We start from the raw sequence: 15,791 nt of genomic DNA, 5'->3' as shown, positions 1-15,791 counted from the left end.
CCGAATCCAACCGGAAACCGGATGCAAGGTTCCGCTCAGGGTCGCGATGATGTGACCGATGATGAGACAGGCGGGGGCACCATGCCGCGCGGCTCCGGCATGGCGCTGAGGAACCACCACAGGCCCAACCCGATCAGCACGGCCTTCACCAGCAGGAACAGCGCGATGTGGCGGGCCAGCGGATTGCGGAGCATGAGCTTCAACCTGTCGACGCAGCAGGCATGGCGATGAATGCCGATCTGGCAAAAGCACCTGTCTTTTGGCTAGTATCCGGCACCCCTGCTGTCAAGGAAGGATACCCGCCATGAAGCGGCTCCTGCTCGCCACCCTGTTCGCCGCCGGCCTGTCCGCCGGCTCCGCCGCCCCGGCCTTCGCCCAGATCAGCCTGTTCCAGGACACCGGGCTGATGCAGGCGGTCAATGACGGCGACGTCGCCAAGGCGAAGGGCGCCCTGTTGCGGGGCGAGAACCCGAATCAGGCCGACATCCACGGCAAGACCGCGCTGCTGGCCGCCGTCGATCGCTCCAGCCCGGCCATCGCCAAGCTGCTGCTGGAGAGCGGCGCCAACGTCAACCGCGCCGACAAGGCGGGCAACACCCCGCTGCTGGCCGCGGCGGAGAACGGCAATCCGGATCTGATCGACCTGCTGCTGAAGAAGGGCGCCAAGGTCGACATGGAGAACCGCGAGGGCATGACCCCGCTGATGGTCGCCGCCCGCAGCGGCCGGGCCGACGTGGTGGACCGTCTGCTGAAGGCCGGGGCGCAGGTCGACCGTTCCGACTTCACCGGCAGGACCGCGCTGAACTGGGCGCAGGACAGCCGCAACGCCCGCGTCGGCACCCTGCTGCGCCAGGCCGGCGCGCGCTGATTCCCGTCCGCTGGCGGTCGGATTCTACTTCGCGGAGACCTCATGTTCGGTTCGGCCTTCGGCGGTCCCGGCCCGCTGCTGCTCCTGCTGCTGGCGCTGGGGATCGACGCGCTGTTCGGCGATTGGCTGGACCGCATCCTGCCCGACCCGGCGGGGTTGGCGCGGCGATTCTGCAACGCCGCCGATGCCCGGCTGAACCGGGCGGAGCGGGGCAAGTCGGCCCAGGTGATCCGCGGGGCGCTGGTGGTGCTGGCGCTGGTGCTGATCGCGGTGGCGGCCGGGCTGCTGATCGAATGGATCGGCTCCATCGGCCGCGGCTGGATGGTGGAGTTGCTGGCCCTGCTCTGCGGCCTGCGCGGCCGTGCCGCCTGGACGCGCATCCGCGCGGTGCGCCGCGCCCTGGAAAGCGGCGGGCTGGTTCCCGGACAGGAGGCGATCCAGTCGCTGACCCGCCGCCATGTCTACGGCCTGGACGAGCACGGCATCGCCCGCGCGGCGGTGGAGGCCGCTGCCCGCGCCTTCGACCGCAAGCTGGTGGCGCCGGTCTTCGGCTATGCCCTGCTCGGCGTGCCGGGCCTGTTCGTCTGGACCGCATTGGATGGCGCCGACGCCGCATTGGGCAGCCCCGGCGTCCGCCATGGCCGCTTCGGCCTGACGGCGGCGACGCTGGACGATGCGCTGAACGCCCTGCCCGCCCGGCTGGCCGGGCTGCTGCTGGCGCTCTCCGCCCCCTTCATCGGCACCGCCAAGGCCGGCCCCGCTCTCCGCGCGCTGGGCCGCGACGCGCGCAAGCACCCGTCGCTGAACATGGGCTGGCCCATCGCCGCGATGGCCGGCGCGCTGGGTCTGGCGCTGGGCGGGCCGCACCGCGACGGCGGCGTGGTCATCACCGAGAACTGGATCGGCGACGGCCGCGCCCGCGCCACCCCCGCCGACATCGGGCGAGCGCTCGCTCTATCGGCCGTCGCAGCATTGCTGCTGGTCGGATTGGTGGCGCTGCTGCTGTGGGGCGTGGCGGGGATTTAAGGAGTCAGCCGGCCGCCTGCGGCCCGACATCCTCAACCATGTAGAACGGTCCCCGCCGGTCGCGTTCGACCCGCAGGATGAAGCGGCTGATCCCGCCGGCCTTGATCGTCCACAGGTCGTCGCCGTCGTCCAGCGGGCGAAGCTCCAGCTCGTCCGGCACCGGAGCCTCGCCCAGCCGTTTCAGGATGCGGTCGGCGCGGGTGCGGTCGATGGCGGGCAGGCTCTCGGCGGCGCGGGCGTCGAAGCGATCGCTCTTCACATAGCGGGTGCCGGCGCCCTGGATCGGGCTGGACGGCCGGCCCGGCTGCATCCGCGCCCGTGCCGCCATCAACCGCCAGCGCGCCGCACCGCAGGCCTGCACCGCCGCGGCATGGACGGCGGCGACCCGCTCGATCAGGTCGGGAAACAGCGGCATCAGCTCGCGCCGCTTGTAGGCGACGCGGCTCATCAGGTCGTGGATGGAGCGTTCGGCGGTCGCGGCGGCGTCGGGCAATTCCGCCGTCTCCGCCGCCAGCAGGGCCGGGATGGCGTCGAGCGCCGCTCCCCTCACCAGCGCGTCGATGCGGGCCAGCGCCGCCGCCCCGGCCGCGTCGGTGCGGGCGATGGCAGCGGCCACCACCGGGCGGGCGCGGTCGAGCGCCTCCGCCCTCGGCACCTCGTCGGACAGGGCGGACAGCCAGCCGGCGTCGAACAGGGTGCCGTCGGGGAAGGGAGGAAAGGCGCTCAATCGCTCAGGATCCGGTCGGTGGCGTGTCAGCCGTCCGCGCGCATGCGGGCGACGATGGCCTCCAATACCTCTTCGGCCCGGTCGTTGTCGACCTGGCAGGTACCGGCCGCCTGATGGCCGCCGCCGCCATATTGCAGCATCAGCGGGCCGATGTCGGTCTTCGAACTGCGGTTCAGGATCGACTTGCCGCAGGCCAGCACGGTGTTCTGCTGCTTCAGGCCCCACAGGACGTGGATCGAGACGTTGGTGTCGGGAAACAGCGCGTAGATCATGAAGCGGTTGCCGGCATAGATCGTCTCCTCCTTGCGGAGGTCGAGCACGACGACGTTGCCGTGCACGGTGGCGCAGCGCTTCAGCTGGTCGACGAACAGCTCTGCATGCTGGGTGTAAAGCTCCACCCGCTCCTTCACGTCCGGCAGGTCCAGGATCTGTGCGATGGAATGGCTGCGGCAGTAGTCGATCAGGTCCATCATCAGCTGGTAGTTCGACACCCGGAACTCGCGGAAGCGGCCCAGGCCGGTGCGCGCGTCCATGATGAAGTTCAGCAGGGTCCAGCCGGTGGGGTTCAGGATGTCGTCGCGCTGGTACTGCGCCGAGTCGGCCTGATCGACCGCCAGCATCATCTCGTCGGAGATGGTGGAGAAGCGCTCCTTCCCGCCATAGTAATCATAGACGACGCGGGCGGCCGACGGGGCCTTGGGGTCGATGATGTGGTTCGGCTTCTCGCCGACGCGCATGGTCTCCGACAGGTGATGGTCGAAGACCAGATGAGCGCCCTCGACATAAGGCAGGTTGGTGGTGATGTCGCGGCCGGTGATCTCGATCTTGCCGTCCTGCATGTCCTTGGGATGGACGAACTTGATCTCGTCGAGGATGCCCAGTTCCTTCAGCAGGACGGCGCAGACGAGCCCGTCGAAGTCGGACCGGGTAACGAGGCGGTATTTCGCGGCGTCGGACATGCAAGATTCCCCTGGCGACCGTCATGGTTGAGCGCGTGCCGGAAGGGTAGTCGCCTACCCCTTCGGCGCGCAATGCTTTACCAGAGGCGCAGGGCCGAGATCAGCCCCGGATCAGCCCCACGGGCCGCGGCGGTTCAGCGGCATGAAGCCGCCCTGCCCACCTTGGCTGCCGCCCTGCGGCGGCGCCCCCCAGGGCGATCGGCCGTCGCGCGGCGGGGTGTGGCTGCCGCCGAAGCCACCGGTAAAGCCGCCGGTCTGGGGCGCCATGGCACGCAGCCGCGCCACCCGCTCGCCCATGTCGGGGTGGGTGGAGAACAGGCTGGCCATGCTGGCGCCGCTGAGCGGGTTGGCGATGAACAGGTGGGCGGTCGCCGGGTGAGCCTCCGCCTGATAATTGGGGATGTGGTTGGCGCTGTTGTGGATGTTGGTCAAGGCATCGGCCAGCCAGTTGGGACGGCCGCAGATCTCGGCGCCGATGCGATCGGCTTCGAACTCGCGGGTGCGGCTGATCGCCATCTGCACCAGCGTCGCGGCGATGGGGGCGAGGATGGCGGCCAGGATCGCGCCCACCATGCCCAGCGGGTTGCCGCCGCGCTCGTCATTGCTGGAAGCGCCAAAGAACAGGCCGAAGTTGGCGAGCATCGACACCGCACCGGCGATGGTCGCGGTGATGGTCATGATCAGGGTGTCGCGGTTCTTCACATGGGCCAGTTCATGAGCCATCACGCCGGCGATCTCCTCAGGCGTCAGGCGCTGCAGCAGGCCGGTGGTGGCGGCGACCGCCGCATGCTCCGGGTCGCGGCCGGTGGCGAAGGCGTTGGGCTGGTCGTTCTGGATGATGTAGACGCGCGGCATCGGCAGGCCGGCGCGCTCCGCCAGCCGGGCGACGATGCCGTGGAACTCCGGGGCCGAATAGGCGTCGACCTCGCGGGCGCCGTACATCGACAGCACCATGTCGCCGGAATTCCAGTAGCTGAACAGGTTCATACCCAGAGCGAAGACGAAGGCGACGATCAGGCCGGTCTTGCCGCCCAGCAGGAAGCCGACCGCCATGAAGATCGCCGTCAGGCCGGCAAGGAGAATGGTGGTCTTCAGATAGCTGGTCATGATCGCCATATCGGTTCAGGATGGGCCGAGGCGGGGTAACCCGCCCTGATCCGAGATATGGGCCCGATCCGCGCCCCCGTTCAAGATGCCCGCAGCAGTGCGATGGATATGATGACCGAACCGATCAAGCCGCAGCAGGACGCCGCCGAAGCGGTGACCGCCACCGAAACAACGGAGGCCACGGAAACCAAGGGCCCCGAACAGAAGCCCGGCGAGATCGGCGGCCCGAAGGGGCCGGAACCGACCCGCTACGGCGATTGGGAGTTCAAGGGGCGCTGTTCGGATTTCTGATCGCGGGCCTCACTCCATCCGGCGCCCCGTCACTGCATCGAACAGGTGCAGGGCGCCGTCCTGCGGGGCGACGGTCAGACGGTCGCGCTCGCGCACGGTGGGAATGCCGGCCATGCGGACCAGCAGGGTCTCGCCGTCCGGCAGACGGCCATAGACCACCGTATCGGCCCCCAGCGCCTCCACCAGTTCGATCTCGATGGAAAAGCCCTCCGCGGCGACAGCCAGATGCTCCGGCCGGATGCCCAGCTTCACCGGCCGGCCGGCGTCGGTCGGGCGCGGCTGCGGCAGGGGCAGGCGCTGGCCGCCGGGCAGCAGCACCGCCTCGCCGCGGTCGTCGATGCGGCCGTCCAGCACATTCATCGGCGGCGAGCCGATGAAGCCGGCGACGAACAGGCTGGCCGGGCGCTGGTAGACCTCCAGCGGCGTGCCGATCTGCTCGGCAACGCCGTGGTTCATCACCAGGATGCGGTCGGCCAGCGTCATCGCCTCCACCTGATCGTGGGTGACGTAGAGGCTGGTGATGCCGAGCCGGTCCTGCAGCCGCTTGATCTCCACCCGCATCTGGGTGCGCAGCTTGGCGTCGAGGTTCGACAGCGGCTCGTCGAACAGGAAGGCGGCGGGTTCGCGCACGATGGCGCGGCCCATGGCGACGCGCTGGCGCTGGCCGCCCGACAGCTGGCTCGGCCGGCGGTCGAGGAAGCGGCCGAGTTCGAGGATCTCCGCCGCCTTGTCGACGCGGGCGCGGATTTCCGCCTTCGGGATTCCGCGGATCTTCAGGCCGTAGGCCATGTTGTCGAAGACCGTCATGTGCGGGTAGAGCGCGTAGTTCTGGAACACCATCGCGATGTCGCGGTCCTTGGGGTCCAGGTGATTGACCACGCGCCCGCCGATGGCGATCTCGCCGCCGGTGATGCCCTCCAGCCCGGCGACCATGCGCAGCAGGGTGGACTTGCCGCAGCCCGACGGGCCGAGAAGGACGAGGAATTCGCCGTCCTGGATCGCGATGTCGATGCCCTTGATCGCTTCGACCGGGCCGTAGGACTTGCGGACGTTGCGGATTTCAACGGTTGCCATTGTTCTTCTTTCCCTTCGCCCGCGCTTACTTTTCGCTGTCCACAAGACCTTTGACGAACCAGCGCTGCATGAACACCACCACCGCCACGGGCGGCAGCATCGCCAGCACCGTGGTCGCCATGATGATGTGCCAGTCGTTGGCCGATTCGCCGGTGCCGATCATCTTGGTGATGCCGGTCACGATGGTTTCCATGTCGCCGCTGCTGGTGACCAGAAGCGGCCAGAGATACTGGTTCCAGCCATAGATGAAGAGGATGACGAACAGCGCCGCGATGTTGGTGCGCGAAAGCGGTAGGACCACGTCGATGAAGAAGCGCACCGGCCCGGCGCCGTCGATCTTCGCCGCTTCCAGCAGCTCGTCCGGGATCGTCAGGAAGAACTGGCGGAACAGCAGCGTCGCCGTGGCCGAGGCGATCAGCGGGATGGACAGCCCGGCATAGGTGTTGATCAGCCCCAGATCGGCGACGACCTTGTAGGTCGGGATGATCCGCACCTCCACCGGCAGCATCAGCGTGATGAAGATCAGCCAGAAGAAGGCCATGCGCAGCGGGAAGCGGAAGAAGGCCACCGCGTAGGCCGACAGGATGGAGATGGCGATCTTGCCCAGCGCGATGGACAGCGCCATCACCAGGCTGTTCAGCATCATGGTGCGGACGGGCGTGTAGACGGCACGGTCGCCCGCCTCGCCGACCCAGGCCTGGGCGTAGTTCGCCGCCCCCTCCCCGCCCGGCCACAGCGGCAGCCCGCCGCGGCCGATGGTGCCGGAATCCCAGGTGGAGCCGATCAGCGTCACATAGATCGGATAGGCGAAGATCAGCACGCCGACGATCAGGACGATGTGCGGCACCAGATCGATGAAACGGGTCTGCTTCATGAGTAATGGACCTTGCGCTCGACGAAGCGGAACTGCACCGCGGTCAGCGCGATGACGATCACCATCAGGATCACCGACTGGGCCGACGACCCGCCGAGGTCGTTGTTGACCACGCCGTCCTGATAGACGCGGAAGATCAGCGTCTCCGTCGCCTTGCCCGGCCCGCCCTGGGTCAGGGCATGGATGGTGCCGAAGGTCTCGAAGAAGGCGTAGACCATGTCGACCACCAGCAGGAAGAAGGTGGTCGGCGACAGCAGCGGGAAGGTGATGGTCCAGAACCGCCGCACCGGCCCGGCGCCATCGATGCTGGCCGCCTCCATCACCGAACGCGGGATCGCCTGCAGCCCGGCCAGGAAGAAGATGAAGTTGTAGGACACCTGCTTCCAACTGGCGGCGAGGATCACCATCAGCAGCGCCTGACCGCCGTTCAGCCGGTAATCCCAGTCATAGCCCATCGCCCGCAGCGCCCGGCCGAAGGACCCGATGTCGGGATTGAAGATGAACATCCACAGCACCGCCGCGACGGCCGGAGCCAGCGCATAGGGCCAGATCAGCAGCGTCTTGTAGGCGCCGGCGCCCTTGATCTTGGAATCGGCCAGCACCGCCAGCAGCAGCGCCAATCCCATCGCCAGCACCGTCACCGCGACGCTGAAGATCACCGTGGTCTGCAGCGTGTCGAGGTAGTTCGGATCGCTCAGCACATAGGTGAAATTCTCGAACCAGACGAACTCGCTGCGGATGCCGAAGGCGTCCTGCAGATGCACCGACTGCCAGACCGCCTGGGCGGCCGGCCAGATGAAAAACACCAGCGTCACCGCCACCTGCGGCGCAAGCAGCAGATAGGGCAACAGCCGGCTGTCGAAGGTGACGCGACGCTGCAAAGGATGGTCTTTCGTGGGTTAGGCGTGGTGTTTTGAGGCCCGATCCCCCCCTTCCCCCTCTCCCCCCCGGGGAGAGGGTCGGGGTGAGGGGGAGGCACGGGATGAATTGGGGGAAATGCGAAGCGTGCTTCACGAAACAGAAGCCACACCGCGCATCCCCCTCACCCTAACCCTCTCCCCGGGGGGGAGAGGGGATCCAAGGGTGCTTCTCCCAATCAGCCCTTGTTGGCGCGCTCGAAGTTGCGGAGCACGGCGTTGCCGCGCTTCACCGAGGCGTCCAAGGCCTGCTTGGCGTCCTGCTGACCCTGGAAGGCCTTCTCAAGCTCTTCCTGGATGATGTTGCGGATTTCCGGCAGGTTGCCCAGGCGCAGGCCCATGCTGTTCTCGGTGGTCGGCGTGCGGGTCAGCTGGGCGGCCGGGACGTCGGCGCCGGGGTTCTTCTCGTAATAGCCCTGGGACTTGGCCAGCTCGTAGCCCTTCATCGTCACCGGGACATAACCGGTGTCCATGTGCCACTTGGCGTCAACTTCCGGCCGGGCGAGGTAGCTGAAGAACTGCGACACCGCCTTGTATTCGGCCGGGGTACGCTTGGGCGCGGTCATCACCCAGAAGGCGGCGCCGCCGATGATGCTGTTCTTCGGGCCGTCCTTGGCGAACTCCGGCCAATAGGGCAGCGGGGCGGCGCCCCAGGCGAAGGTCGCCTCCTTCATGATGCGGCTGCGCAGGCCGGACGAACCGTGGATCATCGCGCATTCGCCCGACGGGAACAGGGCGTCCGGCTTGTTGTCGCGGCCGCCATACTTGAACAGCCCGTCCTTCTGCATGTCGATCAGGGTCTGGACATGCTTGACGTAAAGCGGGGCATTGATCTTCAGCTCGGCGTTCAGGCCGCCGAAGCCGTTCTGCTGGGTGGCGAAGGGCGTGTTGTGGATGGCGCCCAGCTGTTCGAACTGCGCCCACACCGGCCAGGAGGTGGTCAGCGGGCAGGTCGAGCCCGACGCCTTGAGCTTCTTCGTCGCCTCGATCATCTCCGGCCAGGTCGCCGGCGGCTTGTTGGGGTCGAGGCCGGCCTTCTTGAAGGCATCCTTGTTGTAGAACATGATGGTGGTGGAGCTGTTGAACGGCAGCGCCATCATCTTCCCGTCCTTGGACGAGTAGTAGCCCTTCACCGCCGGGATGTAGGCGTCGGGGTTGAAGGACGCCCCGGTCTCCTTCATCAGCTGATAGACCGGCTTCACCGCCGGGCCGGCGGCCATCATGGTGGCGGTCCCGACCTCGAACATCTGCACGATGTGCGGCGCGTTGCCGGCACGGAAGGCGGCGATGGCCGCCTGCATCGTCTCCGGATAGCTGCCCTTGTAGGAGGCGTTGACCTGGACCGCCTGCTGGCTGTCGTTGAAGTCCTTGACGATCTGCTCCAGTTGGCCGCCCAGCGGCTGCGGCAGGCCGTGCCAGAAATCGATCACCGTCTTCTGCTGCGCCAGCGCGGTGCCCGGCAGGGCGGCGGCGAACAGCAGCGCGCCGGTGGTGGCGGCGCCCGTCAGGAGGGCAAGCTTGCGGCGGGTCAACATGCGGTGGGTCTCCCTATCCCGGTATGGTTCGCGGTTGTCATGAGGGCAACGGGTTGCCGTCCCGCGACGCTTTCGTGAAGTTTTGGTGGCAGACGCATTCGGTGCCATAGGGGGCGGTGTGTGCGCTTGCGAAAAAGACCGGCTGTTTGATGATCGTTTTCGAAACTGTTTGGTTGCTCTAAGCGTCACACTGCGCACGCATACCGGGGTCTGTCAAGACGCCGCTTTACAGTTTTATGACGTGAAAACCACAGCGGTGGAATGTTGCGGAGCGAAAATGCGCGGGCGCGGAATGTCTAACGCGGCCAGGCGGCATCAGGCCGACGGACGGGCGGCAGGCTGCGGCTGAGCAGGCGGCGCAGGGCCGCCGGGTCGCAGGGCTTGTGGACCATGGGAAAGCCGCTGCGGTCGACGCTGCGCAGCCGGTCGGGATCGGTGTCGCCGGTGACGATGACGCCCGGCACCCGCCGGCCGCAGCGGGCGCGCACCGCCTGGATGGCGTCGATGCCGGTCTCCGGCCCCGACAGCCGCAGGTCGGACAGCACGAGGTCGGGAGTCGCGGCCCCACCGTCCAGCCCGGCACAGGCCTCGTCGATGCCGCGGGCGGGGATGACGGCATAGCCCCAGCCCTGCAACAGCAGCCCGATCCCCTCCAGTTGCATGGCATCATCCTCAATCACCAGCACCGTGCCGGCGACCGGGGAAGCGGCGGCGGAAGTGGACTGGCCGGTCGCCGGGTCCGGGTCGCCGTCGGTGGAGTCGTCACCCGAACGGTCGCCGTCGTTGCCGGCCAGCGGCACCTCCACCGCGAAGACGGAGCCCTTGCCGGGCTTGGAGCGCACGGTGATCGGATGCCCCAGCACCTCCGCCAGCCGCCGCACGATGGCGAGACCGAGTCCCAGCCCCTGCTTGCGGTCGCGTCCGGGATTGCCGAGCTGGTGGAAGTCCTCGAAGATCACGGCATGGTTGGACGGATCGATGCCGACGCCGGTGTCCCACACCTCGATGCGCAGGTTCGCACCGCGCCGCCGCGCCGCCAGCAGGATGCCGCCCGTCAGGGTGTAGCGCAGGGCGTTGGCCATGATCGGCCGCAGCAGCCGTTCCATCAGCACCGGATCGCTGGTCACCTGGGCGTCGAGCGGGTGGACGTTGAAGCGCAGCCCCTTGGCCTCCGCCTCCGGTCCGAACTCCTCCAGCATCTTGGCGAGCAGTTCGTCGACCGGGAAGGTCTGCGGGCTGGCGGTGACCAGCCCGGCTTCCAGCGCCGACACCTCCAACAGGGCGCGCAGCAGGGCCTCGCCGCCGATGATCGCCTGCTCCAGCTTGTTCGCCAGCTCGATGGAGGCCGGATCGGTCAGCCGGCCGCTCAGCAGATGGTGGAACAGGTGCATCGCCTGGAAGGGCTGGCGCAAATCGTGGCTGGCCGCGGACAGGAACTTGCCCTTGGCGGTGCGGGCGCGTTCGGCATCGGCGCGCGCCTGCGCGGTTTCCGCCCGCGCTTCGGCCAAGGCTGCCGCAGTTGCATCGGCGGCCAGCGCCACCGCGCGGGTCCGCCCGCCGGCATCCGCCACCGGGGTCAGCGCCAGTGCAGGCGGCAGGCCGGGGAGCGGGCCGGAGGTGCTGGCCGGCACGCCGGTCGCCATCACCTGCCGCCACAGCGCCTCGATGCCCTCGGCCGTTTCGGGCCGCAACCCGGCCTCCTCCAGCGTCCTCCCAACCACCGCGTCCGGCGGGCAGCCGAGAGCGTCGGCGAAGGCACGATTCGCCACCAGCACGCGCCCATCCTCGCCAAGCAGGGCCTGGGGCGAGCCGTTGGCCGACAGCAGGGCGTCCAACAGATCCTCGCGTGTCGGCGTTTGTCCTGGGATCAGAGGCATCGGCATGTACTCGGCAAGGCTACGGGGAAGACCAACAACAGGAAAACGGGCGGCATGACAGGCGATAAAAGGGAGGTCCACAGACCACCGCGTTACCTCTGCTTTATCTTGTGCTCCGATCGATCGTGTCAAATGTGACCTCAGTCCACCCCATGGCCTAAGTTCGTTCGAAAGCCGTAAGACTTAGATCAGAAGCCGCGCCGCTGCGCCATTCCGACAAAGGGCGGAGGACGCTTCCGCATCCGATGTCGGCCGCGCTATAAGACGCCCATGGTGCAACGCCGCCCCTCCCTCGCCCGTCGCCGCAAGCGATCCGCCGCCCGACCGCCGCAGCCGCCGCGGGCGCTGGAGATTTCCGGCCTGCCGATGCCGCTGGAGTTGCGGGAGAGCGCGCGCGCCACCCGCATGACCCTGCGCGTCGATCCCGGCCGCGGGCTGGTCCAGGTGGTGGTGCCGGTCGGCGTGTCGGAAACCGATGCCCGCCAGTTCGTCGGCCGGCATGACGGCTGGCTGCGGGCGCGGCTGGCGGCGATGCCGCCCTCCCTGCCCTTCGCCGACGGCGCCAGCGTGCCCTATCTCGGCGTCGAGCATGTCATCCGCCACGACCCTGCCCTGCGCGGCGCGACCCGGATCGAGGACGGCGCCCTGCTGGTCGGCGGCCAGCCGGAACACATCGCCCGCCGCATCCGCGATTTCCTGACCGCGGAGGCCAAGCGCGAACTGGCGGCCCGCGCCCGACTGAAGGCGGCGACCATCGGCGCCCGCGTCGCCGCCGTCACCATCCGCGACACCAAGAGCCGCTGGGGCAGCTGTTCGTCGACCGGCCGGCTGTCCTTCTCCTGGCGCCTGATCCTGACGCCGGAGCCGGTTCTGGATTATGTCGTCGGGCATGAGGTGGCGCATCTGCGCGAGATGAACCATTCCCCGCGCTTCTGGGCGCTGTGCGCCAGCCTGACCGACGGCACCGGCGTGGAATGGCCGCGGGCCTGGCTGAAGGCGAACGGGACAAGGCTGCTGCGCTACGGGTGACGGCAATACGGGTGGAGGCCACCCGCTAGTCCACCACCTCCGCCACCCGCAATTCGGACGCGGCGACATCGCTCCGGACGAACTCCAGGAAATCCTCGTAGGGCATCGGCCGGCCCAGCAGATAGCCCTGGCACTGGTCGCAGCCCATCCCGGCGAGGCAGTCGTACTGCTCCTCCGTCTCCACCCCTTCCGCCAGCGTCTGCATGCGCAAGGACCGGGCCATGCCGATGATCGCCTCGGCGATGGCGCCGCTGTCCGGGTCGTCGGCGCGCAGGCCGCTGACGAAGCTGCGGTCGATCTTCAGCTTGTCCACCCGGAAGCGCTTCAGATAGGCCAGCGAGGAATAGCCGGTGCCGAAATCGTCGATGGCGAGCGGCACGCCCATCTCGCGCAGTTGCGAGAAGGTTTCCGACACCACGTCGGACTCGTCCATCAGGACGCTTTCCGTAACCTCCAGCTCCAGCGCCGACGGCGGGATGCCGTAGGCGGACAGCCAGCCCGCCACCCGCTCCGCCAGTCCGGGGCGGCGCACCTGTACCGCCGACAGGTTGATGGCGATCAGCAGGTCGCGATGGCGCAGCAGTTCCGAAACCCGGCGGCAGGCCTCGCCCAGCACCCAGTCGCCGAGCGGCAGGATCAGGCCGGTATCCTCGGCCACCGGAATGAACTGGCCGGGCATGATCAGCGTGCCGTCCGGCTGGCGCCAGCGCACCAGCGCCTCCGCGCCGACCAGCCGGCGGTCGTCCAGCGAGAACTGCGGCTGGAAATGCAGCTCCAGCTCGTTGTTGGCGAGCGCGCGGCGCAGGTTGTTTTCGGTCCACATGCGATCCGACGCGCGGCGGTTCAGCTCCGGCGTGAAGAAGCGGTAGGTCGCGCGTCCGGCCTCCTTGGCGGCATACATCGCCATGTCGGCGCTCTTCAGCAGCGCGTCGATGCCGGTGCCGTCGTCGGGATAGACCGCAATGCCGATGGACGGCGTGACCTGCAGCTCGTGCCCGTCGATCAGATAGGCTTCCGACAGGGCGTGCAGCACCTTGCGCGCGACGGTGCCGGCGGCGTCGGGGCTGTCCATGTCGCTGATGAGGATGATGAACTCGTCGCCGCCCTGCCGGCTGACCGTGTCGCTGGCCCGCACCGTGCCGGTCAGCCGCACCGCCACCTCGCGCAGGAGGCCGTCGCCGACCTGATGGCCCAGGCTGTCGTTGATGGTCTTGAAACGGTCGAGGTCGACGAACAGCAGCCCCACCTTGGTGCCGTGGCGCCCGGCGGCCAGGATCGCACGCTCCAGCCGGTCGCGCAGGAGGAAGCGGTTGGGCAGGTCGGTCAGGAAGTCGAACTGCGCCAGATGGCGGATGCGCTCCTCCTGCGCGCGCGTCTCGGTGATGTCGGTGAAGGCGGCGATGTAGTTGGCGACGGCGCCGTCCTCGTTCCTCACCAGCTTGACGCTCAGCCATTCCGGAAACACCTCGCCGTTCTTGCGGGTGCTCCAGATCTCGCCGGCCCAATGGCCCTGCGCGCGCAACTGCGCCCAAAGCTCGTCGTAGAATTCCGGCGGGTTGCGGTCGGAGCGCAGGAATTCCGGGCCGCGGCCCAGCACCTCGTCCCGCCCATAGCCGGTGATGCGGGAAAAGGCATCGTTGGCGGCGACGATCTGCCGGTGTTCGTTGGCGACGAACATGCCCTCCGCCGCGTTGTCGAACACCTTGGCCGACAGCCGCAGTTGCCATTCCGCCCGCTTGCGCTCGCTGATGTCGCGGGCGATGGCGGAGTAATAGACGTCGCCCTCGTAGGTGATGCGGCTGGCGGTGACCTCAAGCTCCAGCATGCGGCCGTCGGCGGTGAGGTAGGCGGTCTCGTAATGGCTGGCCGCGTCCTCGCCCTCCGCGGCGAAGCGCTTCAGCAGGTCGGCCTGCCCCATCACCAGATCGTCCAGCCTGCCGCCCAGCGCCTTGCAGCCGAACGGGTTGACGTAGGCGATGCGCAGGCCGGCATCGGCGAGCACGACGATCTCCGACACATGGTCGATGAAGAAGTTGGCGAGATAGAGCTGGCGCGCCCGTTCGCGCAGCATGCTGTCGCTGTGCCGGACCCGCAGCTGATAGCTGCCGACGATGCGCCGGATCCAGCCGGTGACCAGCCAGGACACGCCGACCGACGCGGCCAGCGCGACGCCCAGCACGGCGACCGTGGTCCAGACCCGCTGGTTGACGCCGCGGCTGATCTCCGCCCGGCGGGCCTCCATCTCGCGGCCGACATCGTCGATGTAGGAGCCGGCGACCAGGATCCAGCCCCAGACGTTGGGGGCGGAGACATAGGCCATCTTCGGCGTCGGCCGCGCCGAGACCGGATGGATCCAGTCGTAGCGCAGCTCGCCGCCGCCCTTGCGCCCAAGCTCCAGCATGCGGGTGACGATGTCGCGTTCGGTCTTCCATGGCAGGTCGCGGGCGTTCATCCCCTCCGACGCCGGGGCGGTGGGCGACAGCAGCACCTGCCCGTCCTGGCGCAGCACGCCGATGAAGCCGGTCTCGCCGAACCGGAAGGCACGCAGGCGATCCAGTGATTCATTCTGCAGGCGCGTCTCCACGGCGCTCAGCGAATCGCTGGCGCCGATCAGCCAGTCATAGGGTTCGAACAGGCGGACGAAGGCCAGCTTGTCGACGGTCTGCGTCGGATCGTCGGGCAGGCTCACGCGGTAGCGGGCGAAGCCGCGCCGGTTGGGGTCGTGGGCCGCCCGCATCAGCTCGCCGACGACCGAGTCCTCCGCCGGGTCGGGCGCCGCGGAGGGAGGCGCTCCATCCTTCGGCGCCCCCTCCCTTGAAGGATCGACCGGCATCAGGACCGGGTTGCCGGTCATGTCGTGGATGAAGTAGTAGCCTCGGCCGCCGGAAAAGCGCAGCGGCCGCAGGGTCTGCTTGATCGACTCCTTCACCGCCGCTTCGGGCAGGATGTTCCGTTCCCGGTCATGAACGCTGCGGGCGATGGCATAGGCCTCGTTCACCTGGGTGCGCAGATGGTCCTTCAGCAGCGGCTCCACGCGCGAGCGCATGTAGGCCAGATAGGACTGCGCGTTCTCCACCTCCTGCATCAGCGCCTGACGCTGCTCCTGGAGATAGCGCGTCTCGCTCTGGCGCAGGTCGTGCTCCAGATCGGCCCAATGCTGCCAGACGAAGTAGAAGCCAAGCCCGAGGACGAGCGCCGACACCAGCGCCATCGACGCCAGGAACTGCAGGCGGTAGAGCCGGGCCTCGTCGGACGAGCGCGACGGCGCACGGACCAGTTCGACGACGGGGTCGGACAAGAAGGGCTCCCTTCGGATAGGCTTTTCGGTTCCGGGCTTGGGCCGGCCCCGATGCGCTGTGCAAGTGTTGCTTAATGCTCGCACCGATTCAACTGCAAGCGAATCAAATCCACCCCGGCGCGACTCTTTGACTGTTTTCCTCTCCCTTGGATCGCCACGGGGTAGCGCCGCGCCGACCGGACAGGGAATCGGCGGATTATCGGTTCATC

At 68.2% G+C, this 15,791-nt stretch carries 14 protein-coding genes; 4 read left to right on the top strand and 10 right to left on the bottom strand.

Annotation, left to right across the window (positions count from 1 at the left end; genetic code table 11):
• Nucleotides 1-35 precede the first annotated feature (35 nt).
• Nucleotides 36-194 (bottom strand): hypothetical protein, encoded by a 159-nt coding sequence (locus PWS46_RS02765; RefSeq protein WP_434617723.1) that lies wholly within the window; start codon nucleotides 192-194, stop codon nucleotides 36-38.
• Between the two features lie 110 nt (nucleotides 195-304).
• On the opposite strand from PWS46_RS02765, the gene PWS46_RS02760 reads away from it, so the two are divergent.
• Entirely contained in the window at nucleotides 305-868 is a 564-nt protein-coding gene (locus tag PWS46_RS02760; RefSeq protein WP_434617720.1) for an ankyrin repeat domain-containing protein, read from the top strand.
• Nucleotides 869-910: 42 nt separating this feature from the next.
• A complete protein-coding gene (locus PWS46_RS02755) occupies nucleotides 911-1,894 on the top strand; it encodes a CobD/CbiB family cobalamin biosynthesis protein (protein WP_434617717.1) in 984 nt (327 codons plus the stop codon).
• 4 nt (nucleotides 1,895-1,898) lie between these two features.
• Here PWS46_RS02755 and PWS46_RS02750 read toward each other — a convergent pair whose 3' ends face one another.
• From PWS46_RS02750 to htpX, 3 genes are all read right to left on the bottom strand, one after another.
• On the bottom strand, nucleotides 1,899-2,621 hold the full coding sequence (locus PWS46_RS02750) for a hypothetical protein (protein ID WP_434617714.1): 723 nt from the start codon (nucleotides 2,619-2,621) through the stop codon (nucleotides 1,899-1,901).
• A 26-nt stretch (nucleotides 2,622-2,647) separates the two neighbouring features.
• Nucleotides 2,648-3,580, bottom strand: coding sequence for an exopolyphosphatase (locus PWS46_RS02745; RefSeq protein WP_434617711.1), 933 nt, complete (start codon nucleotides 3,578-3,580; stop codon nucleotides 2,648-2,650).
• 111 nt (nucleotides 3,581-3,691) lie between these two features.
• Nucleotides 3,692-4,696 (bottom strand): zinc metalloprotease HtpX, encoded by a 1,005-nt coding sequence (gene htpX, locus PWS46_RS02740; RefSeq protein WP_434617708.1) that lies wholly within the window; start codon nucleotides 4,694-4,696, stop codon nucleotides 3,692-3,694.
• 93 nt (nucleotides 4,697-4,789) lie between these two features.
• On the opposite strand from htpX, the gene PWS46_RS02735 reads away from it, so the two are divergent.
• Nucleotides 4,790-4,978, top strand: a complete 189-nt coding sequence (locus PWS46_RS02735; RefSeq protein WP_434617705.1) for a DUF1674 domain-containing protein — start codon at nucleotides 4,790-4,792, stop codon at nucleotides 4,976-4,978.
• A gap of 9 nt (nucleotides 4,979-4,987) precedes the next feature.
• Here the strand turns inward: PWS46_RS02735 and PWS46_RS02730 are convergent, their stop codons facing one another.
• The 5 genes from PWS46_RS02730 to PWS46_RS02710 form a co-directional block, all read right to left on the bottom strand.
• Nucleotides 4,988-6,052 carry a sn-glycerol-3-phosphate import ATP-binding protein UgpC gene (locus tag PWS46_RS02730; RefSeq protein WP_434617702.1) on the bottom strand — a complete coding sequence of 355 codons (1,065 nt, stop codon included), beginning with the start codon at nucleotides 6,050-6,052 and terminating at the stop codon, nucleotides 4,988-4,990.
• 25 nt (nucleotides 6,053-6,077) lie between these two features.
• The gene (gene ugpE / locus PWS46_RS02725) at nucleotides 6,078-6,926 is read right to left on the bottom strand and encodes a sn-glycerol-3-phosphate ABC transporter permease UgpE (protein ID WP_434617699.1); all 849 of its coding nucleotides are present in this window, start codon (nucleotides 6,924-6,926) and stop codon (nucleotides 6,078-6,080) included.
• Nucleotides 6,923-7,807: a sn-glycerol-3-phosphate ABC transporter permease UgpA gene (ugpA, locus tag PWS46_RS02720; protein ID WP_434617697.1), complete on the bottom strand. Its 885-nt coding sequence runs from the start codon at nucleotides 7,805-7,807 to the stop codon at nucleotides 6,923-6,925. Before ugpA ends, ugpE begins: the two co-directional genes overlap by 4 nt.
• A gap of 215 nt (nucleotides 7,808-8,022) precedes the next feature.
• Nucleotides 8,023-9,378, bottom strand: a complete 1,356-nt coding sequence (gene ugpB, locus PWS46_RS02715; protein ID WP_434617694.1) for a sn-glycerol-3-phosphate ABC transporter substrate-binding protein UgpB — start codon at nucleotides 9,376-9,378, stop codon at nucleotides 8,023-8,025.
• Nucleotides 9,379-9,674: 296 nt separating this feature from the next.
• Nucleotides 9,675-11,255: an ATP-binding protein gene (locus tag PWS46_RS02710; protein WP_434617691.1), complete on the bottom strand. Its 1,581-nt coding sequence runs from the start codon at nucleotides 11,253-11,255 to the stop codon at nucleotides 9,675-9,677.
• 270 nt (nucleotides 11,256-11,525) lie between these two features.
• Between PWS46_RS02710 and PWS46_RS02705 the strand changes: the two genes are divergently transcribed.
• Nucleotides 11,526-12,284, top strand: coding sequence for a M48 family metallopeptidase (locus PWS46_RS02705; protein WP_434617688.1), 759 nt, complete (start codon nucleotides 11,526-11,528; stop codon nucleotides 12,282-12,284).
• Between the two features lie 25 nt (nucleotides 12,285-12,309).
• Here PWS46_RS02705 and PWS46_RS02700 read toward each other — a convergent pair whose 3' ends face one another.
• A complete protein-coding gene (locus tag PWS46_RS02700; protein ID WP_434617685.1) occupies nucleotides 12,310-15,582 on the bottom strand; it encodes a bifunctional diguanylate cyclase/phosphodiesterase in 3,273 nt (1,090 codons plus the stop codon).
• Nucleotides 15,583-15,791: the final 209 nt, after the last annotated feature.

The sequence above is a fragment of the Azospirillum sp. B2RO_4 genome (assembly GCF_051124815.1).
Taxonomy (GTDB): Bacteria; Pseudomonadota; Alphaproteobacteria; order Azospirillales; family Azospirillaceae; genus Azospirillum.
Note: the sequence above shows the minus strand (reverse complement) of the source record. Positions and strands in the feature narration are given on the sequence as shown.

Coding starts and splice junctions, on each gene's coding strand:
- PWS46_RS02730 (WP_434617702.1), bottom strand. CDS start 6,052: ATGGCAACCGTTGAAATCCGCAACGTCCGCAAGTCCTACGGCCCGGTC.
- htpX (WP_434617708.1), bottom strand. CDS start 4,696: ATGGCGATCATGACCAGCTATCTGAAGACCACCATTCTCCTTGCCGGC.
- PWS46_RS02735 (WP_434617705.1), top strand. CDS start 4,790: ATGGATATGATGACCGAACCGATCAAGCCGCAGCAGGACGCCGCCGAA.
- PWS46_RS02765 (WP_434617723.1), bottom strand. CDS start 194: ATGCTCCGCAATCCGCTGGCCCGCCACATCGCGCTGTTCCTGCTGGTG.
- PWS46_RS02760 (WP_434617720.1), top strand. CDS start 305: ATGAAGCGGCTCCTGCTCGCCACCCTGTTCGCCGCCGGCCTGTCCGCC.
- PWS46_RS02710 (WP_434617691.1), bottom strand. CDS start 11,255: ATGCCTCTGATCCCAGGACAAACGCCGACACGCGAGGATCTGTTGGAC.
- ugpE (WP_434617699.1), bottom strand. CDS start 6,926: ATGAAGCAGACCCGTTTCATCGATCTGGTGCCGCACATCGTCCTGATC.
- PWS46_RS02745 (WP_434617711.1), bottom strand. CDS start 3,580: ATGTCCGACGCCGCGAAATACCGCCTCGTTACCCGGTCCGACTTCGAC.
- PWS46_RS02705 (WP_434617688.1), top strand. CDS start 11,526: ATGGTGCAACGCCGCCCCTCCCTCGCCCGTCGCCGCAAGCGATCCGCC.
- ugpB (WP_434617694.1), bottom strand. CDS start 9,378: ATGTTGACCCGCCGCAAGCTTGCCCTCCTGACGGGCGCCGCCACCACC.
- PWS46_RS02755 (WP_434617717.1), top strand. CDS start 911: ATGTTCGGTTCGGCCTTCGGCGGTCCCGGCCCGCTGCTGCTCCTGCTG.